Origin of the sequence: Acinetobacter sp. 1130196 (assembly GCF_000588095.1) — a bacterium.
Classification (GTDB): Bacteria; Pseudomonadota; Gammaproteobacteria; order Pseudomonadales; family Moraxellaceae; genus Acinetobacter; species Acinetobacter nosocomialis.
In genome coordinates, this window is sequence record NZ_JFWX01000022.1 from 46045 (window position 1) to 65995 (window position 19951).

Annotated in this window: 15 protein-coding genes and 3 pseudogenes; 7 read left to right on the forward strand and 11 right to left on the reverse strand. The window is 39.4% G+C overall.

Translation table 11 applies throughout. The features are described from left to right. Positions 1 to 9: 9 nt before the first annotated feature. Genes mobA through J671_RS16130 form a run of 5 tightly spaced genes read right to left on the reverse strand, consistent with a single transcriptional unit; the run spans position 10 to position 7969 of the window. Positions 10 to 639, reverse strand: a complete 630-nt coding sequence (gene mobA / locus J671_RS16110; RefSeq protein ID WP_001032654.1) for a molybdenum cofactor guanylyltransferase — start codon at positions 637 to 639, stop codon at positions 10 to 12. After that, complete coding sequence (locus J671_RS16115) at positions 636 to 3416, reverse strand: nitrate reductase (RefSeq protein ID WP_031982837.1); 2781 nt, start codon at positions 3414 to 3416, stop codon at positions 636 to 638. Before J671_RS16115 ends, mobA begins: the two co-directional genes overlap by 4 nt. An 18-nt stretch (positions 3417 to 3434) precedes the next feature. After that, positions 3435 to 5057: a nitrite reductase small subunit NirD gene (gene nirD / locus J671_RS16120; protein WP_031982838.1), complete on the reverse strand. Its 1623-nt coding sequence runs from the start codon at positions 5055 to 5057 to the stop codon at positions 3435 to 3437. 12 nt (positions 5058 to 5069) lie between these two features. After that, complete coding sequence (gene nirB / locus J671_RS16125; protein WP_031982841.1) at positions 5070 to 7616, reverse strand: nitrite reductase large subunit NirB; 2547 nt, start codon at positions 7614 to 7616, stop codon at positions 5070 to 5072. A gap of 11 nt (positions 7617 to 7627) precedes the next feature. Beyond that, positions 7628 to 7969: a hypothetical protein gene (locus J671_RS16130; RefSeq protein ID WP_031982843.1), complete on the reverse strand. Its 342-nt coding sequence runs from the start codon at positions 7967 to 7969 to the stop codon at positions 7628 to 7630. Positions 7970 to 8353: 384 nt separating this feature from the next. Here J671_RS16130 and J671_RS16135 point away from each other — a divergent pair, with 384 nt between their 5' ends. Beyond that, positions 8354 to 8944: an ANTAR domain-containing response regulator gene (locus J671_RS16135; RefSeq protein ID WP_001125253.1), complete on the forward strand. Its 591-nt coding sequence runs from the start codon at positions 8354 to 8356 to the stop codon at positions 8942 to 8944. After that, entirely contained in the window at positions 8945 to 9955 is a 1011-nt protein-coding gene (locus J671_RS16140; protein ID WP_031982846.1) for an ABC transporter substrate-binding protein, read from the forward strand. A 14-nt stretch (positions 9956 to 9969) separates the two neighbouring features. On the opposite strand, the pseudogene J671_RS25175 reads toward J671_RS16140, so the two are convergent. Next, a pseudogene (locus J671_RS25175) lies at positions 9970 to 10070 on the reverse strand (hypothetical protein). A 220-nt stretch (positions 10071 to 10290) separates the two neighbouring features. Between J671_RS25175 and J671_RS16145 the strand changes: the two are divergent. The 4 genes from J671_RS16145 (at position 10291) to accC (ending at position 14134) form a co-directional block, all read left to right on the forward strand. Further along, positions 10291 to 11619, forward strand: a complete 1329-nt coding sequence (locus J671_RS16145; RefSeq protein WP_031982847.1) for a Y-family DNA polymerase — start codon at positions 10291 to 10293, stop codon at positions 11617 to 11619. Between the two features lie 235 nt (positions 11620 to 11854). Continuing rightward, positions 11855 to 12310, forward strand: a complete 456-nt coding sequence (aroQ, locus tag J671_RS16150; protein WP_031982849.1) for a type II 3-dehydroquinate dehydratase — start codon at positions 11855 to 11857, stop codon at positions 12308 to 12310. 17 nt (positions 12311 to 12327) lie between these two features. Further along, a complete protein-coding gene (gene accB, locus J671_RS16155) occupies positions 12328 to 12747 on the forward strand; it encodes an acetyl-CoA carboxylase biotin carboxyl carrier protein (protein WP_000354611.1) in 420 nt (139 codons plus the stop codon). A gap of 16 nt (positions 12748 to 12763) precedes the next feature. Next, entirely contained in the window at positions 12764 to 14134 is a 1371-nt protein-coding gene (gene accC, locus J671_RS16160) for an acetyl-CoA carboxylase biotin carboxylase subunit (protein ID WP_002049609.1), read from the forward strand. A 54-nt stretch (positions 14135 to 14188) separates the two neighbouring features. On the opposite strand, the gene J671_RS16165 is transcribed toward accC, so the two are convergent. Together J671_RS16165 and J671_RS16170 are read right to left on the reverse strand one after the other, a co-directional pair. Further along, positions 14189 to 14692: a hypothetical protein gene (locus tag J671_RS16165; protein ID WP_002049607.1), complete on the reverse strand. Its 504-nt coding sequence runs from the start codon at positions 14690 to 14692 to the stop codon at positions 14189 to 14191. Positions 14693 to 14839: 147 nt separating this feature from the next. Further along, on the reverse strand, positions 14840 to 16006 hold the full coding sequence (locus J671_RS16170) for an MFS transporter (RefSeq protein ID WP_199983349.1): 1167 nt from the start codon (positions 16004 to 16006) through the stop codon (positions 14840 to 14842). A 399-nt stretch (positions 16007 to 16405) separates the two neighbouring features. Here J671_RS16170 and J671_RS16175 point away from each other — a divergent pair, with 399 nt between their 5' ends. Then, positions 16406 to 17758 (forward strand): PepSY-associated TM helix domain-containing protein, encoded by a 1353-nt coding sequence (locus J671_RS16175; RefSeq protein ID WP_031982851.1) that lies wholly within the window; start codon positions 16406 to 16408, stop codon positions 17756 to 17758. 60 nt (positions 17759 to 17818) lie between these two features. Here the strand turns inward: J671_RS16175 and J671_RS16180 are convergent, their stop codons facing one another. The 3 genes and pseudogenes from J671_RS16180 to J671_RS25180 form a co-directional block, all read right to left on the reverse strand. Next, a complete protein-coding gene (locus J671_RS16180; RefSeq protein ID WP_031982852.1) occupies positions 17819 to 18847 on the reverse strand; it encodes a spore coat U domain-containing protein in 1029 nt (342 codons plus the stop codon). Beyond that, positions 18838 to 19686, reverse strand: a pseudogene (locus J671_RS16185) (fimbria/pilus outer membrane usher protein); the annotation flags it as partial. The gene J671_RS16180 and the pseudogene J671_RS16185, both read right to left, overlap by 10 nt. A 54-nt stretch (positions 19687 to 19740) precedes the next feature. Continuing rightward, a pseudogene (locus J671_RS25180) lies at positions 19741 to 19951 on the reverse strand (IS5/IS1182 family transposase); the annotation flags it as partial.

Consider the following 19951-nt stretch of genomic DNA (forward strand, 5'->3'; position numbering starts at 1 on the left):
ATTGAAGTTCTAATTTGTCGAAAAAATCTCTTTAAATGCTTTAATTTGTTTGTATTGTTGAAGTTCATCTAAAGAATTAATGCTATGGAAAAATAAGTTCTGCTTTTGAAAAATGGCTACTTGTGCATGTAAAAGTTTAAAGCAATTTTTTAAACTCAATTGTTGCTTATCAATTTGCTGCTCTAAAACCTCTAGACTTTCACGTTTTAACAAACAAAATGGGTATAAGGCATCTCCATTAATTGAAACGTAAGCTGCCTGAGCCTGTTTATTTTTGCGAAGTGCACTGTGTAATTTCGCAACGACTTGCGTAGGTATGTAGGTCACATCACAAGGAATAAACAAAACATAATCTGCTCGTACATGAGACCATGCACTTTTCATCCCCATAAGTGGACCGAAAAAACCTGAAGCATCATCTTGAAAACATTTAATATCGGGCACAATACTTTGATAGATTGAATAGTCTCGATGACTATTCACCCAAATTTCAGATACTGAAGATTTTAGCTTTTGGTGAATCTTAAGAAGTTGCGTATCGCCATCGAATTGCTGCAACAGCTTATTTAAACCATTCATACGGCGGGCTTGTCCACCCGCCAGAATGACCAGATCAGTTATGGGATATCCCTTATTCACACTTCTACCTCTTGCTGGCAAGCTTTAATTAAGCCACGGATTTCAGGTAAACATGATCCACAATTGCCACCAGCTTTTAAACAAGCAGTGACCTGTTTTTCATGGGTAATGTTTTGTGTTTTTATTGCTTCGATAATTTTATTCTTACCTACTTTAAAACAACTACACACCAAAGGCCCATCATTATTGGTAGCCGACATTGGCATACCTGCTAGTAAAGCTTTACGGTGCAAGGCGCTCAAACGTTCTCGTTTAAACAGACTTGCTACCCAGTCACGGTCTGGCAATAAATCTGGCGGTGCAATATATAGACTTGCAATTACAATGCCATCTTTCAAAATAACGCTATGGCTCAGCTGTGAAGAAATATCTTCTATGCTTAACCATTCAAAGGTTTCATCAGCAAATGGCAAAAAGCTTTTCAGATTCTTTTGAGTATCATGAAAAGTTTGGCGGTCTGCAAGTTCATAGCGATTGGTTTTCACCATTTTGACTTTAGTCCACCATGCACAGTGATGCAGCGATTCTTGAATATGCGAATCGTATCCTTCACGAATATAGAGCACACCTTGCCAAGTGGTATAGAACGGTTGAATAGTTACAGGCGTATGTTTGAACTCAGGTTCACCTGAAATTGCATCAACTTCTGGATTAACGACTTTACCAATACGGGCGTCGGATGCGACCTGTTCAGTCCAGTGAATCGGTGCAAAAATTTGCCCACGACGGACACCAGATGAGAAGGTCGCGCGTAGTATACAACTACCCCATTTCGAACGAACTTCTACCAAGCCCTGATCACGTACACCAAACTTCAATGCATCACTTGGATGAATCTCACAGAATGGTTCAGCACGGTGACTGGTTAAATTTGGCGACAAACCAGTACGGGTCATGGTGTGCCATTGGTCACGAATACGCCCCGTGTTCAAAATGAGCGGATAATCTTCTGAAATTGCATGTACCGGATTAATTGCAACAGTCGGAATTAGTTTTGCCTTGGTGTTTTTGTGACTAAACTGGCCCTTACCAAACAGTTGTTGAACAGCTTTAGCGTCTTGTTTTTTATCCCATACTGGCCATTGCACTGGTTGCAGAGCATCGTACTCAGCAGCACTTAGGCTCATTAAACCTTTTAAGTTGAAATAACGGAACGTATCAGTTTGCTCACGTGTTTCAATGTCCCCATTATCTTGTGCTGACAAAGCTGCATGTTCATTGAAAATATCAACAGCACTCGTAAAGTCAAAACCTTTAAAGCCTAATTTTTTCGCAACTTGACTCACTGACCACCAATCTGCTTTTGCTTCACCCGGCGCAGGTAAAAAAGCACGTTGACGTGAAATACGACGCTCAGAGTTAGTAACGGTTCCATCTTTTTCACCCCAACCTAAAGCTGGAAGCAAAATATCGGCGTAAGCCGTAGTATCCGTATCGGCACAAATATCTGACACAACGACCAATTCGCATTTTTCTAAAGCACGTTTCACCTGATCGGCATCTGGTAAACTTACCACCGGATTGGTTGCCATAATCCAGATGGCTTTAATTTTTCCAGCTTCAACAGCACGGAACAAATCAACTGCTTTTAAGCCAGCTTGAGTTGCAATAAATGGACTGTCCCAAAAGGTTTGCACTACTTTTTGATGTAAAGGGCTATCTAAGTCCATATGGGCAGCCAGCATATTAGCTAAACCACCCACTTCTCGGCCACCCATAGCATTGGGCTGGCCTGTCATTGAAAATGGCGCAGCGCCGAGCTTTCCAATTTTGCCTGTTAGTAAGTGACAGTTAATAATGCTGTTGGCTTTATTCACGCCCTGACTTGATTGATTCACACCCATTGAAAATAGCGTGATTACCTTTTCAGTCTGCGCAAATTTCTCAAAGAACTGTTGCATCTTATCGAGTGCAATTCCTGTACGCTTTGCCACATATTCCACATTAGCTTCTGGCTCGCTGCTTGCCAAAACCTCTTGCAAACCTTCGGTATAAGCATCTACAAAAGCCTGATCGGCATGACCATTTTGATATAAATATTGGAATAGACCGTTAAACAATGCGACATCTTGACCCGGTAAAATCGGTAAATGTAAATCCGCTTGTTCACAAGTACTGGTAAAACGTGGGTCAATCACCACAACAAACATATCGGGATTGTGACTTTTAGCCTGCATAATCCGTTGATACAGTACAGGATGGCACCATGCGGTATTGGAACCAACCAAAACTACCATGTCTGCATGTTCAAAATCTTCATAACTTGCAGGGACAAGGTCTTCACCAAAACTACGTTTATGAGCTGCTACCGCAGATGACATACAAAGCCGTGAGTTGGTATCGATATTTGCAGTGCCCAAATAGCCTTTTACAAACTTGTTCACCACATAATAGTCTTCAGTCAAAAGCTGACCTGAAACATAAAATGCAATGCTGTCACGTCCATATTTGTCGATACAAGACTGGAATTTATTGGCAATTTTATTGATTGCTGCATCCCATGTCGTTACAGTCCGATGCGACTTACGACCAAACATCGGTTGAAGTAAACGTGTTTCTAATCCCAAAGTATCCGCAAGTTGGCTACCTTTAATACATAAGCGCCCAAAGTTGGAAGGATGCTCAGCATCCCCCTCAACTTGCACCACAGGTCCTTGAGGTTTTTCTTGAACGTTTACACTAACACCACAACCTACACCGCAATATGGACATGTTGTTTTAGTTGTTTTTGCAACATGGTCGGAGCTATCGATTTCAACGCTTGGAATACTATTCATAACTGCTCCTTTCCCTATTTAGCCTGCATTTTTTAATGCAAAATCTCGACCAAATAGCAGCTTATTTCTAAATGAAGAAACAGGAGTTTGATCTGCAATTAACTCTGCATACCACATGCCATCTTCAGTATCTCCAAACAATACTGCACCGATTACCCGATCGCTTTGAATGATGATACGTTTATAAATCTGGCGTTTTTCATCGTTCAGGATAATGTCTTCATAATCATCTTTCGGTTCAAAATTGCCCGCCGAGAATACATCGACACCACTGACTTTTAACTGAGTTGGTACGGTTGGTGCCTTAAAAGTTAAGCTGCCGTGTTCAGCCAAATGCGTCGAGCAAATAAAAGCTTGGCCCCATAGTGGCTCAACTAAACCAAAGGTCTGTCCACGGTGTTCAATACACTCACCCACTGCGTAAATACTTGGGTCAAATGTTTGCATGGTGTCATTCACCAATACACCGCGATTGCAACGTAAACCAGCACTTTGTGCCAAAGTAATATTCGGGCGGATACCTACAGCAAACACCACAAGGTCAGCATCTAACACTGTGCCATCTTTCAAACGGATTTGTTTGACATGACCGTTTTCATCACCAATTAACGCTTCTGTATTGGCTTCGGTAATGATTTGAATACCTTTTTGTTCAATGCTATGACGTAATAACTGGCTCGCACGACCATCAAGTTGGCGTTCCATAATACGGTCCATCAAATGCAGGACTGTGACATTCATACCGCGTTGTTTTAACCCATAGGCAGCTTCTAAACCGAGTAAACCACCACCAATCACCACTGCATTAGTTTTTGAACCACAGTATTCAATCATGGTGTTAACGTCATAAATATCGCGGAAAGTTAAAACACCTTTTAGGTCAATACCCTGAACTGATGGAATAAATGGTGCCGAGCCAGTTGCCAGAATTAAACGGTCATAATCAACTGTCTGGCCTTTTTCGGTGTAAACCACTTTACGCGGACGATCAATTTTTACGGCTTTATCACCAGCAATAAATTTAATGCCTTTATCGTCATACCACTTCGGTGGATGCAACATAATGTCTTCAATGGTTTTTTCACCCGATAAAACCGGAGATAGCATAATACGGTTATAGTTACCCCATGGCTCTTCACCAATCACCGTAACTTCATAACGGTCTGGTGCCATATCAAGTAAATCTTCCAGACAACGCATCCCTGCCAAACCATTCCCGATCAGCACCAGTCTAAGTTTGTCTTGTGATACCCCTGTATTGGTAATATAAGTTTTTTGCGGCACCGCATTGATCCAAACACGGCCATCAACAATTTTGCTCGGGTAAACCGCCAATTTTTGGTCTTTATCTTCTAAACAACGGCCCGTAGCTAAACTGAAATGTTGTTTATAAATTGGTGATGCAACCACGCGTTCGCCTTGTAAATCACCAATAATCCCGCGGCTCATCACATTCGCTTGGCTAAACGGATCTTTATTGCTCAGTACATAAACGCGTTTTTCATGCCCCACACGGAAGATTGCAACCGCTTGACCGCTCACTAGCGCTCCTGCACCAGTGTTTGGAGTTAAATCATCGAGTGCACAAACGTCAATCCACTGATCATCAGGAAGCATATTTTTGTCTTGTACAATATTCATATAAGTTCCCCTTTATGCTTCAACCATTGGAATACGGTCTTCTGAACGTTCAGCTTCGGTTAATGGGCGGATTTGACCACGTTCAGTTGTAAATTGAATGTGCGGATCAGCTTGTTCATTCGCTTCTGCATTGATATAGGTTTGGAAGCGTTTACGAACTTCTGGGTTCTCGACAGCTGTACGCCATTCGTCTTGATATGTACCAATAATGTGTTCCATACGGCGCTCAAGCTCGGCAGCTAAACCAAGAGAGTCATCAACGATCACAGATTTAAGGTAGTCTAGACCGCCTTCCATGTTGTCACGCCATACACTGGTACGTTGTAAACGGTCTGCCGTTTGAATGTAGAACATAAAGAAACGGTCGATATAACGAATAAGTGTTCCTTTATCGAGGTCAGATGCAAGTAATTCTGCATGACGCGGTTTCATACCACCGTTACCACATACATAAAGGTTCCAACCCTTTTCAGTGGCAATCACGCCTACATCTTTACCTTGCGCTTCTGCACACTCACGTGTACAGCCAGACACTGCCATTTTCAATTTATGCGGTGAACGCAAACCTTTGTAGCGGTTTTCAAGTTCAATCGCTAAACCAACCGAGTTATCTACCCCGTAACGGCACCAAGTGCTACCCACACAAGATTTCACTGTACGTAACGACTTACCATAGGCATGACCAGACTCGAAGCCCGCAGCATTTAACTCTTCCCAAATGAATGGAAGCTCATGAACTTGCGCACCAAACATATCAACACGTTGACCACCAGTAATTTTGGTGTACAAGTTATATTTCTTTGCAATTTGACCAATCGCAATTAAGCCATCCGGAGTGACTTCCCCACCTGCCATACGCGGTACAATGGAGTAAGAGCCATCTTTTTGAATGTTACCTAGGTAGTAGTCGTTACTGTCTTGCAGACCTGCATGACTTGGCTTAAGTACGAAATCATTCCAGCAAGATGCCAAAATATTTGCTACGGCTGGTTTACAAATATCACAACCTAAACCGTGCCCATGTTGATGAATCAAATCATCAAATGTCTTGATTTCATTGACACGGACCAAGTGATACAACTCTTGACGCGAGTACGGGAAGTGTTCGCAAATGTGATTGTTAACAGTCACGCCTTGACGCTGTAACTCTGACTTCAATACTTGAGTCACTAATGGTGCACAACCACCACATGCTGTTGCTGCTTTGGTGCATTTCTTTAATGCACCTAAAGAGGTCGAACCATCGCTAATTGCTTGGCAGATGTCTGCTTTTGATACGTTGTTACATGAACAAATGGTCGCGCCGTCTGGCAGCAAATCGACTCCGCTACCACCAGATTTTCCTGCTGATTGTTCAAAGCCAGGCATGATTAAGCTTTCAGGAACTTCAGGTAAAGCCAGACCGTTTAACATCATTTGTAAAAGGTCGTTGTACTCTTTCGCATCGCCCACTAAAACCGCGCCCAGCAATTTGGTTTTGTCGGCATTTACAACAATCTTTTTATAAATCAGTGCATGCTCATCTGCATAGAAATAGCTTAATGCACCCGGAGTCATGGCATGAGCATCACCGACCGAAGCAACATCAACGCCCATCAACTTCAACTTGGTGCTCATGTCTGCGCCAGCGAAGCAATGACACTCTTCATCTAAAATATGTTTTGCTGCAATACGCGCCATGTCATAGCCCGGTGCAACCAAGCCATAAATTTTATTTTGCCAAAGCGCACATTCACCAATGGCATAAATGTTTTGATCAGATGTTTGGCAATAATCATTAATTACAATACCGCCACGCTCACCAATCGCAAGCCCGCTATTTCGCGCTAATTCATCACGTGGGCGGATCCCCGCAGAGAATAAAATCACATCAGTTTCGAGTTCACTACCATCGGCAAACTTCATCACATGAGTGGTATTTACACCAGACTCAATAGACTGAGTCGCTTTTTGTGTATGAACTTTTACACCTAAATCTTCAATTTTACGGCGTAAAACCTTACCCCCTAAGTCATCAATTTGAACTGCCATCAAACGTGGTGCAAACTCAACAACGTGCGTTTCTAAATCTAAATCACGTAAAGCTTTGGCTGCCTCAAGTCCAAGTAAACCACCCCCAATTACTACACCTGTTTTTGCATTGAGACTCGCTGTACGAATCGCATCTAAGTCTTCAATAGTACGGTAAACAAAACAGTTTTCACGGTCATTACCCGGAATTGGTGGAACGAATGCATATGAACCAGTCGCCAGCACCAACTTGTCATAACTAATAACATCACCATGATTGGTTGTTACGGTTTGTGCAGCTGTATCAATCGCTACTGCTTTAGTATTTAAACGTAGGTCGATGCCATACGCATCGGCAAAATCAAAACGTGCTAAAGATAAATCTTTTGCCGATTTCCCTGAGAAGTATTCAGTCAAATGTACGCGGTCATATGCGATACGAGGCTCTTCTGCGAGAATTGTGATTTCCAGTTCATCATCTGCTTTTTCTAAAATGGCTTCGATGAATTTGTGGCCCACCATACCATGACCAATCATTACCAATTTCATAGTGTTTCTCCTCAAATCACGTTGCTTTTAAGCTGCGTTCTTACGTTCTCAAATAGACATTGTTGTTTTGCCTTGTGCTCTACCGAGAAACGTATCAACATCACAAAGCGTATAGCTGCTTGGAATCCATTTTTTCCACTCGTTGACGACACCCAATGCATAGCAAAGTTATAAAAACAAATAAAAAAAGCGAGCCCCCTCATAGAGAAGGCTCGCATCGCTGGAACTGAAAAATTAGTTAATTCAGATGTAACTTTTTTATGCAATAAAAATAAAGACATAACCTTCACTCCGACTGAACGTAAATTCTTTATGTGTGCAGTTGCACTCACAAATTCGATCAGAACGGACATCGTTGGCCGTCTTTAAAACTTATGGTCGTCTTCGACCTGTAATTAACTAAGCATTTTGCATGCCAATTCTTTTTAAGATTAATATTAATAATTTTTTATTATTATTTTCAATTATTTAAACTAAAATACCTTTTCATCCATAAAGAAGATTTAATTTTTCCTGCACTATTGCTGCTCCTCTATATGGTTTAAACAAAAATAAGTTTTGCCACAAAATGAATCGTATTTTTGCACCAATATCGATCAAAACAATGCTTTAACATAGTAAAGGACCACTCATGCCTGATTTTTTGTTTAAATTTGGATGGCACTAATCTTGCTTAAAACTTAATAACAAAAAACGCGTCGAATTGGCGCATTTTCTTAGCCTGATTTTCTGAACTTATGCCAAAACTCAAAATAGCTCTTATCGATGATGATCATGCACGGGCCGACTATATAAAAAACAGTCTGCTTGAAAATGACTTTGAAGTGGTGGCCTGCCTTACTTTGGACCACTTAAATATTTTTCGTCTTGAAGATTTACAAGCCGATGTCATCTTGCTCGACATGGATCATCCTCATCGTGACATTATTGAAAGTTGTGTGAGTAGCTATGACCTACCAACTGTTCTATTCACTAAAAATTCAGATAAAGACACCATCAAACAAGCGATAGATGCAGGTGTAACGGCTTATATTGTAGACGGCATAGACCCTGCCCGCTTACATACCATTTTAGAGATTTCAATTGAGCAATATAAAAAACATAAAAAGCTCGAAGGTGACTTAAAAGAAGCTCAAACCAAACTGGCAGATCGTAAAGATGTTGAAAAGGCCAAAGTGCTACTCATGCAACTGCATGGCTTACCTGAAGATACGGCTTTTCAATTACTCAGAAAAAATGCCATGAGTCACCGTATAACGATTGGAGAAATGGCACGGCGTTTACTTGACGCTCAAAAATTACTAAATGATCAACTAAAGGATGAATAAATGAGCAAATTAGAAAAGACTCAATTGCAACTCGGCTATATTCCTTTACTTGATTGCATCGCTTTACTGTGGGCAAAGCAGCAAGGTTTCTTCGAAGAAGTCGATTTAGATGTTACCCTAGTCAAAGAAGCATCATGGGCAAGTCTACGCGACCGTTTAGCTTTTGGTTTATTAGATGCTGCACATTGTTTATCTGCTATGCTACCCGCTGCAGCTGTGGGTGCAGACCAAATTGGTATTGCACTGCAAACCCCTCTTATTTTAAGTAAAAACCGTGCCTTTATTAGCTTAAGCCAAAAATTAACCCATCAACTGGCTATTCAAGAAAACGATAATGCACAAACTACCGCCCAAAAAGTGACGAGCTACATTAAAGAAGATAATGCTCTATCCTTAGCCCATGTATTTAAACATTCAATCCATCATTATTGTTTAAGAGAATGGCTTGCGTTGGCAGATTCTAAAATAGCTCAAACGCTCAAACTCAAAGCACTTCCCCCACCGTATATGGTCGAAGCTTTAGATAACCATGTGATTGATGGTTTTTGTGTGGGAGAGCCGTGGAATACACAAGGAGAACTTTTAGGCTTAAGTAAAATGGTTTGCTCAAGTCAGGACATTATTCCCAATGTGGCAGATAAAGTTCTCGCAGTAACACAAGAATGGGCCGAACAACACCCTCAAACCTTAGTTGCACTTACGGCGGCAATTATGAAAGCTCAAAAAGAATTGAGTAATTTAAAAGATTTTACACCTGTCTTAAAGTTATTGGTCGAGTTCGGGATTGTCCGATTTCACTGTTCTGAAGAAGTGCATGTTGATAAATACCATATGATTCAAAATATTGTAAAGCACTTGGTTAAAGAAAATGCTGCCCCGCAACCTGAAGACTTTTATTGGTTATTTGAACAAATGCAAAAATGGGAAAAGCTTCAATTAGCCCCTGATCAAATCATAGAACTGAGTGCGCAATGCATTCATCTCGATTGCTACAATCAAGCCAAACTCTAAAAAACTTAAGCTCATTATAAAAAAAAGCTGTCTTTATTAACAAAGACAGCTTGAAAGACCCATAAGACAAATGCGTTATACGCATTACTATATTTAAAGGACTCAACTCATCCATTAAATATAGTTCTTATGCTTCCGATCATAACCAACTAAAACTTATCATTTTCAGACATTTCCATATCAATAACTGACAATTCAGCAGTCTTGCATCCTTTTTATAATTTCGACGAACAACCTGAACTCCCCTAGATATTAGTCTGTAATTTTGTTAACTTGATTATGTTACAAATTCAAAATATGTATTTGGGATTAATAAATTGGGGGGCAAAGAAATGATGAGAGAAATCTCACACCGCGAAGTTTATGCACTGGTTGATATTAACAATTGTTATGTCAGCTGTGAGCGACTTTTCAACCCTAAACTCAATGATAAACCTGTAGTTGTTTTATCTAACAACGATGGCTGTGTTGTTTCACGTAGCGAAGAAGCAAAACTCTTAGGTATCAAGATGGGAGTACCTTGGTTTCAAATTGAAAAAGATGCTTTAAAAGCTGGTGTTCAAGTTTATTCAAGCAACTACACTTTATATGCCGAGATGTCTCGTCGCTTTTTTGCTGTCCTCGGTGACTTTTTCTCTCCAGATGACTTAGAAGCTTACTCTATAGATGAATGCTTTATTCATCTCACCCCTTACCTTCAGTCTATTGATATATCAGATTACTGCAGTGAGGTGAGAAACACTCTCCTAAAATGGTTAGGCTTACCTTGTTGTATTGGTATTGGATATTCAAAGACACAAGCAAAACTTGCCAATCACTATGCTAAGAAAATTAAAAGTTTTAGGGGAATTTGTAATTTTATCACCTTAGATCCATTAATTATAGAAGATCTCATGCAGCACACATCAGTCAAAGAAGTGTGGGGAATTGGCTATCAATTGGTCAAACAACTACAAAGTTATGAAGTGTACTCCTGCCTAGACTTAACTTTTGCCAATGAACACCATATGGCAAAAGCATTTTCTGTGGTCATGGCACGTACCATTCGTGAGCTAAAAGGCCAATCCTGTATTCAACTTGACGATCCCGCTATTCCGACTAAACGGATTTTAGCATCACGAAGTTTTGCTCAAGCTTTATCCAGCATTGAGATTATTAAACAAGCACTTATTTTTCATCTTAATCGAGCACATCGCCGTTTAATGAAACAAGAACAACTTTGTTCCTGCATTCAGGTCATGCTTTATGAAAAAATCGATAAGCCACCTTATAAAAAAGCCATTTCTCAGGCTATCGGTCTTCACTATGCAACAGATGATTTATGTATACTAACAAAAGCTGCAATGCAGCAAATCGATGTTTTATATAAAGAAAATAAAAGCTACATAAAAATTGGCGTGTTATTTTGTGGTCTACATGCACGTCAGCAACATATTGATGATTTATGGCAGCCTTTAGAACTTATTCATCAAAGACAACAATTGATGGAAACTTTAGGTACAGTCCGTAAGCGTTTTGGTAGTCATTACTTACAAGTCGGCTATCACTCACGTAACCCATCTTGGCAAATGAAACAATGCCATCGCTCAAAAAATTACCTAACTCGCTGGAATGAAATGTTAACGATTGAAGATGCTCACGACCTCGTTACACAAAATACATGAACTGTTTTTGTCAATTCGGTTTAAAATAAGCTCCGTTAAATTACTTGAAATTTTGTCATTTTTTAACATTGCTAATTCGTCGCAAAATTTACAATATATAAGCCGAATTTGGTGTACCCTTTCTGCGACAATTAAAAGAAATTATAAAAAACTTGTAGAAACATATGCCATAATAAGCAAACTTTGCAGACATCTTGCAAAGATTATTTGCAACTTTAGAGCTGGAGCAATCTGAATGAGTTCGACCATTTTGGTAATTCATGGACCGAATTTGAATTTGCTGGGAAAACGCGAACCAGAAGTATATGGTCATCTTACCCTAGACAATATCAATCAACAACTTATTGCTCAAGCTAAAAAAGCCTCTATTACACTAGATACTTTTCAAAGCAACTGGGAAGGTGCCATTGTTGACCGTATTCATCAGGCACAAACAGAAGGCGTAAAACTGATTATTATTAACCCTGCTGCCCTCACTCATACTTCAGTTGCTTTACGCGATGCCTTACTGGGCGTTGCTATCCCCTTTATAGAAGTACATTTATCAAATGTTCACGCACGTGAAGCTTTCAGACATCATTCTTATTTATCAGACAAAGCAATTGGCGTGATTTGTGGTCTAGGCGCAAAAGGTTACAGCTTTGCTCTCGATTACGCTATTGAAAAAATTCAACCATCTAACCCAAACTAGTTCAGGAATAGTCGCCCATGGATATCCGCAAAATTAAGAAACTCATCGATTTAATGATTGAGTCTGACTTGCAAGCGATTGAAGTTAAAGAAGGTGATCAATCGATCGCTTTAACTCGTCGCAATCCTGTCGTTGCTGCGGCTGGTGTAGCACTTCCGGCAGCTCCTGTTGCTGAAGCACCTGTTGCAAAAACACCACGTGGAGCAGTTGAAACTTCTCCTATGGTTGGTGTGTTCTATGCTGCTCCAAGCCCAGGCGAAGCACCATTTGTTAAAGTAGGTCAAACAGTATCTGCTGGTGAGACTTTGGGTATTATCGAAGCAATGAAAATCATGAACCCGATTGAAGCAACTCAAAGCGGCGTGATTGAAGAAATTTTAGTGAAAAATGGTGAAGTGATCCAATTCGGTCAACCTTTATTCCGTTATCGCGCGTAATACCTCGGGGACAACTATGTTGCAAAAAGTTTTAATTGCAAACCGTGGTGAAATCGCTTTACGAATTACCCGGGCTTGCAAAACATTAGGAATCAAAACTGTCGGTATCTATTCAGATGCTGATAAAGATTTGATGCATTTACGTTTCGTTGATGAAGCAGTATGTATTGGTCCGGGTGCAAGTAGTGACAGCTATTTAAATATCCCGGCAATTATTACTGCTGCAGAAATTACTGGTGCTGATGCAATTCACCCAGGCTATGGCTTTCTTTCAGAAAATGCCGAGTTTGCTGAAATTGTAGAAAGCTCAGGTTTCACATTCATTGGCCCTCGCCCAGAACATATTCGTTTAATGGGTAACAAGGTTTCTGCAATTGTTGCAATGAAAAAAGCTGGTGTACCGACAGTACCGGGTTGTGACCATGCAGTAACTATCCACAATGCTTTAGCTGAAGCGAAAGAAATCGGTTTCCCGCTTATTGTTAAAGCGGCAGCTGGTGGTGGTGGTCGTGGTATGCGTATTGTTGAACGCGTAGATACATTACTTGAGTCAGTTCAAGCAGCTCAACGTGATGCAGAAATGTGGTTCGGCGATGATACAGTGTACATGGAACGCTTCTTACAAAAACCTCGCCATGTCGAAGTTCAAGTTTTAGGTGATGGTAACGGCCATGCGATTCATTTATATGATCGCGACTGCTCATTACAACGTCGTCACCAAAAGGTGTTAGAAGAAGCTCCTGCTCCAAATCTACCAGAACAAGCACGCGCTGATATTTTACAAGCTTGTGTTAATGCATGTCAGTTAATGCAATATCGTGGTGCTGGTACATTTGAATTCTTGTTCGAAGACGGTGAGTTCTTCTTTATTGAAATGAACACTCGTGTTCAGGTTGAGCACCCTGTAACTGAAATGGTGACTGGTGTTGACATTATTGAACAGCAATTACGTATTGCAGCTGGTTTAGGCTTAGAGCTTCAACAAGAAGATATTGAAGTTCGTGGCCATGCCATTGAATGTCGTATCAATGCTGAAGATCCAACCACTTTCTTACCTTCACCAGGTAAAATTGAAAGTTTTTATGCGCCAGGCGGTGCAGGTATTCGTTTAGATTCTCATATCTATCCTGGATATAGCATTCCACCTTATTATGATTCAATGATTGCAAAATTGATCTCTCATGGTAAAAATCGTGAAACTTCGCTTGCCCGTATGCGTCAAGCGTTAGACGAAATGATTCTTACAGGAATTAAAACCAATATTCCTTTACATAAAGATCTTATCTTGCAAGATAAAAACTTCTGCGAACAAGCAATGGACATCCATTACCTTGAAAAACACTTGTTGAAAAAAGTGGAAGAAGAAAAGAAAGCTGAAACTGCATAATATGTATAATAAAAAAAGCCTCTTACATAAGAGGCTTTTTTTATTAATTCAAATTTATGGCAACATGCGACGTAGTGTTGCAAAGCATTGCTCGCCTTTAGCAGTTGAGCAGAAATTGATAGTATGGTCATTTTTCCATTGCACAAAATACTGGGAAACATCACCAGTCTGATCTTGCTGCTGACCAGAACAATCAACTTTATTATTATCAAACTTAATCTGCATCACTAGAGCTGATAACTGCTCTTTAGGGTCATCAGATGGTTGATATTCATAAATACCATATGACCATTCTTCACCGCTTTTAATCACCACATCATTACTACTACGGAAATTATAGTACTCTACACATTTTTTATTATTTGGAATCTCCATTCCCCACAATCCCATAATTTCAGGACGCGTAACAATACGTATAGCGTTAGGATTACTAGCAGTGCGTACGGGCTGTTCCGTTGGCTGTTGAGTCACTGTCTCAGCCATAGCAAAACCAGAACAAGCCAATAATAATCCCATAATATAAATATTTTTCATAGATTTATTAATCATTAAACGCATGGGTTTAAGTTAGCACATTTTTTTAGAAAAACATTGTTTCATAACCATATAAAAACAATATTTTTCAACCGTAACGAACCGATACTTCTCATCAAACAATTTTTATCTTTAACTACTCATCCCTAACAATTTTTAGCAACATTTGATTTAAGAAGCTGGCTTTTCAATCTGTTTAGGTAGCCAAAATACAAAGCACAAACCTAGAAGCACTACTAATGCAGCAATCATAAAAATATACTCACCAGTAAGAATTTTCCAATAATGACCAGCTAGAATACTTCCAAAGGCAACTCCAAGTCCCCACATGGTGCTATAAAAAGCCTGACCTCGACCTTGCTGCCCTATTGAAAAGTTCTGAAAAATGAGACGCATTGCAATAAGATGAAACAAGCCAAAACTAAAAGCATGTAAGCACTGTGCAAATAACTGACCTATAAAATAATGAGAGAAGAGAGCCACCAACAACCAGCGTATGCTTGTTAAAACTAAGCACATGGCAACAAGACTACGCCACGAAAAATATTTAAAAAACGTAGCGGCATATGCAAACATCACAATTTCAGCAATCACTCCCATTGCCCATAAAAAGCCAATTTCAGTCGTACTGTAATTTAAAGATTTTAGAAAATTGCTATAAAAACTATAAAAAGGGGCATGTGAAAAAAGAAGAATAAATTCAATAGTAAAAAAAGCAGCAACTTCTGGACGCTTTAACACAGGCAATAAAGGTTCTAAATGCTTTTGTGAAGTAGGAGCCCCTTCTGGTTCACGAATCGTAAAAGCCCAAATAAATGCAAGCGATGCTATTATGAGTAATAAAATAGGCAACATAGAGATTGGAATAATTTCTAAAATTGCACCTATGGTAAACACACCTACAATAAAACCGACCGATCCCCATTTTCGAATTTTTCCATAAAGTTTTGCCCTTTGGTCGCCCAACCAAAATAAGGTTACCCCTTCAAACTGAGCCAAAATTGCATTTTGGAAAAAGCTAAAAATAAGCATAAGTAAAGCGACAGATTGAAATGTATTGGGAACTATAAAGATAGCCAACCATATACAAGCTTCCATCCAAGTTGCGAGCCGCACCAAAAGCATTCTTTTACCAGATTTATCTGCGATCCAGCCCCAAACTAAAGGCGCAAAGAATCGCGTCACAATAGCAATAGATGATAAGATACCTATCTGCTGATAATTAAACCCTTGATCTTGAAGATATAAATTCCAATACGGCATGAACGTGCCAACGATGGAATAGTAAAAAAAGTAGAATCCACCGAGTCTGGTTTGAATTGTAAGTGATGGGAGCAACTGATAAACCTTATATCTTCAATAAGTTAGAATTTCAGATAGTTGTATGTATATCTACATTAGCACTTACTCGCAACTCAACAATCTACACACAACCTCAAAAGGATGCATCATCAATTGCATATTAAGTAAGAATACACATCAATTTACTGACCGGCGCAATTCTATCATCTAGATAAAAAACTAATAGCTTTATTGCTTTTTAAAATACAAAGCATAAAGCTATCACTATCAATCTTTAATCAAATTTTAATCTCACTTCTTCAATTTTTAGGTCTAGATAATCAATTTATTAAAAGGCTTTTATGTGAAAAGTTTGGCTATAGATAATTAAACAATGGGTAACTTTATTTAAAAGTAGATATACTTCACGCCAAAGTTTGTTCGATACTTCTCAACATGCCTAACACCCCTAGCTTTTGGCGCAGTCTTTTCCGTCTCGTACATATTTACGCTGGTATTTTTATTGCCCCATTTATATTTATTGCGGCATTTACAGGTCTTCTATATGCAGTTACTCCTCAGATAGAACAATCTATCTATAAAGATGCACTATATGTTCAGCCTTTAAATAAAGATATGCACCCACTAAGCCAACAGGTTGAAGTAGCAAAAAAAGCGATGCCCGAATCTGCACAAATTACAGAAGTTAGGCCAGCACCAAGTTCCATACAAACAACACGAGTCATTTTTTCTGATAAAGCTCATCATTTATATAACGAAGCTATTTTTGTAGACCCTTATACCCTTTCTATCAAAGGTCAGCTTGCTGTATATGGAACCAGTGGAGTATTACCATTTCGCACATTCTTAGATCAATTGCATAGTAATTTATTACTTGGAAAATGGGGACGTTTTTATAGTGAACTTGCAGCAAGTTGGCTCGGCATTTTAACTCTGACCGGACTATACAGTTGGTGGAAACGTCATCAAAACTTCAAAATTAGACAAACGCAGAAAAACTATTTATTAAAGTGGCATAGTTCTATTGGCTTGACCTTATTACCACTTTTATTGTTCATTGCGATTACGGGCCTTACATGGTCCCAGTGGGCCGGTGATAATATTCGTATTGCTCGTCAATGGCTAAATTGGCAAACGCCAACCTTAGCCACAACTTTAAATAATGCGCCATTATCAAAAATGCCTCATGATGAACATAAAGAACATCATGGTATGGTCATGGAGACTTCGAATTTAGAAATCATGCCAACCGAATTCGATTCTGTATTAGCAATTGCTAGAGCAAATGGAATTCATTCAGCACAAATACAAATCAAACCTCCTGTTGATGCAAACCAAGCTTGGACTGTTACTGAACTACAGCGCAAATGGCCAACACAGGCAGACAGTGTGGCTATTGATATACATAAACACAAAGTCATCGATAAACTAGCTTTTAAAGATTATTCATTATTTGCAAAACTTACACGTTGGGGAGTCGATGCTCATATTGGCGTATTATTTGGATGGGTCAATCAACTAGTACTCGCTTTATATGCACTCGGGCTATGTTTTATGATTATTTATGCATATAAAGCTTGGTTTAAAACCTCTAATTTAAAAATTACGACTAGCCATTTTGTAAGCCAAACTTTATTGGTATGGAAACGCGCAAACAATCAACAAAAAATAATCACGGCCCTTACACTTATTATTTTAGGAATTATTTTGCCCATTTTCGGATTTAGCTTATTAATCACACTAGTGATATTACTAATACGAAAACAAAGCTCTTTAAACACTAACTAAAACTCATGATACTTGCCAACTCACCTCCTTACTTTAAGTGAATAGTGAATTGGCAAGTAACTAATAAGTCACCGTAACAACTATGCTGTCTGAATAGTTACCAGGTGTACTTGAAATAGAAGTTCCTTGTGGAATTTTTCCATATACATTTGAAATTTGACTAGTGCCAGATCCTGTCTTTGACACTCCTCCAGAACCACCCACAGCAGTTATACCACCTGTAGTATCCCATACTGTGCTATAAGCAGTATCTTTGTATAACTGATAAGGAATGTATTGACTGCTTCCATTGGTCATACGTCTAAATCCACCGCTTATACGATTATTGCCATCCCCCAAATAAATGCTATAAGGTGTTCCATTGTTGCAAGTTGCATTAATCGCACCTTGAGCCGTGTAGTCACGACTTGTTGTACCAATATCACCAATATTGCCAAAATCGACATTTGATGTGGAATCTAACTGACAGAAACTTGGTACTACATAGTTAGCTGTAATCGTCATATTACCCGAGTCCCAGCCACCGCCACTATCACCCTCACATACACTGCTTGAATTTGCTTGCATGTCCCAAAATACTTGAACGGAGCCAATATAAGTCCCTACCGGATAGGCTGTTAAAGAGCCCGATCTTGCTGGAACTTTAATACTTACTGAGTAACTAATAATATTATTTGGTGCCACCGTAGTAACAGGACCATACCAAAAGTTTGAAGTTTGATTTGCAGTAGAAGAACCTGCTCCGCCTACAGTTGCCGTAACCGTATAAGGTAATGAAACATTACTATTTGAAGTAGTTGCTCCAGTAAATACTGTCTTCATGCACATATATCTTGATATTTGAGCAGTACTCCCAACATTCGTACACCGAATAGTTCCAGTATAAGTAATGGTAGCGTCACTATTAATCGTTGCTGCTGTATAATTATAAGTACTATTTGTGGTTCCAGTTACCGTACAGCCAGCATGTGCTGAACTAAAAAAAGCATAAAGCACAAATAACAGTAAACTAGCTAAAACATACTTTAAAGTAGATGAAAACTTTTTGGCTAGCATGTAGGAACTATGACTTACAATACTTATTGACATACATAAGGCCCCAATTTTTTAGCACTGTATTGCTTACTTTCATAAGTGAAATTAATTTGACAAGTACCATGATCGAGAAGATCTACTTCAAGTTTGTTTTGTCTTAATAAGTTTGGAACGAATACTTCACCATCGTAGCCCACTACAGCATCTTGCTGTCCATTAATTCGAACGCTATAGCCTGGTAATAATGCCGTGTTGTTTTTATCAACTATTCTCACCAAGCCTGAAATAACCCGATGTGCACCAAAGTCAACCAAGGTTCCTTGACGATAGCCCACAAGTGCGGTCTGATTGGTAGTCGTCACATCCCATTCCAATGGTAAATAAGATGGATCTAGATAAATATTATGAGATTGATACGGTCTTAAATTCGCAATTAAGAATCTTCCCGACTTATCAGTTTCTCCTAAATTTACTCCACCATTTATAATCTGGCTTTTCGGTCCGGCATTGGTGACAACAGCATAACCATCCCCTATTTCATTGGCCGCAAATATACGTCCTGCCGCCGCAACCAACGATCCTGTCGCTGAAAGTGCAACTTGGTCATTATCCCCAATTCGGTTATAACGACCTGTCAGATACGCAGCCCTTGCTCGGTACGAACCATAGATCGATGCATTGTTAGTATGCGCATCCTGATCTCGCTCTACATATCCACCCCATCCAAATGAGCCAATGTGTGGATCACTAAATCCATTTACTTCTTGTCTATACGTTGTTTTACCACTGTCATTAGAAAAACTTGTTATTGCATTAACTTTTATAGATGGCGTATAGCGCAGCGCAAAGTAAATGCCATAGTCCTTATGGTTTTCATAATCTTTATAAGCTGAACGGCTTTGTTGCATAAACATTCAAAAGCTGAGTTCTCCCCAATCCATTCAAATTTAAGACACAACTTGGGTGCGAGGTCTACCTAATTCCGTAAATCTATTCAGAACTGCCACACGCGCATGAATTTCATTGACCTGACTTTGAAAATGTCTTGCCGTCAGCCTATCACCTAATAATTTGATGCAATGCATCTTGGTTTCCACCAAACTACGACGGTGATAACCCGACCATTTTTTCCATAGGGTTCTGCCTAAATGTTTAACC

Excerpts from the sequence above, each read along its gene's own strand:
- J671_RS16115 (WP_031982837.1), bottom strand. The coding sequence starts at position 3,416 with ATGAATAGTATTCCAAGCGTTGAAATCGATAGCTCCGACCATGTTGCA.
- nirD (WP_031982838.1), bottom strand. The coding sequence starts at position 5,057 with ATGAATATTGTACAAGACAAAAATATGCTTCCTGATGATCAGTGGATT.
- nirB (WP_031982841.1), bottom strand. The coding sequence starts at position 7,616 with ATGAAATTGGTAATGATTGGTCATGGTATGGTGGGCCACAAATTCATC.
- J671_RS16130 (WP_031982843.1), bottom strand. The coding sequence starts at position 7,969 with ATGTCCGTTCTGATCGAATTTGTGAGTGCAACTGCACACATAAAGAAT.
- J671_RS16135 (WP_001125253.1), top strand. The coding sequence starts at position 8,354 with ATGCCAAAACTCAAAATAGCTCTTATCGATGATGATCATGCACGGGCC.
- J671_RS16140 (WP_031982846.1), top strand. The coding sequence starts at position 8,945 with ATGAGCAAATTAGAAAAGACTCAATTGCAACTCGGCTATATTCCTTTA.
- J671_RS16145 (WP_031982847.1), top strand. The coding sequence starts at position 10,291 with ATGAGAGAAATCTCACACCGCGAAGTTTATGCACTGGTTGATATTAAC.
- aroQ (WP_031982849.1), top strand. The coding sequence starts at position 11,855 with ATGAGTTCGACCATTTTGGTAATTCATGGACCGAATTTGAATTTGCTG.
- accB (WP_000354611.1), top strand. The coding sequence starts at position 12,328 with ATGGATATCCGCAAAATTAAGAAACTCATCGATTTAATGATTGAGTCT.
- accC (WP_002049609.1), top strand. The coding sequence starts at position 12,764 with ATGTTGCAAAAAGTTTTAATTGCAAACCGTGGTGAAATCGCTTTACGA.
- J671_RS16165 (WP_002049607.1), bottom strand. The coding sequence starts at position 14,692 with ATGCGTTTAATGATTAATAAATCTATGAAAAATATTTATATTATGGGA.
- J671_RS16175 (WP_031982851.1), top strand. The coding sequence starts at position 16,406 with ATGCCTAACACCCCTAGCTTTTGGCGCAGTCTTTTCCGTCTCGTACAT.
- J671_RS16180 (WP_031982852.1), bottom strand. The coding sequence starts at position 18,847 with ATGTCAATAAGTATTGTAAGTCATAGTTCCTACATGCTAGCCAAAAAG.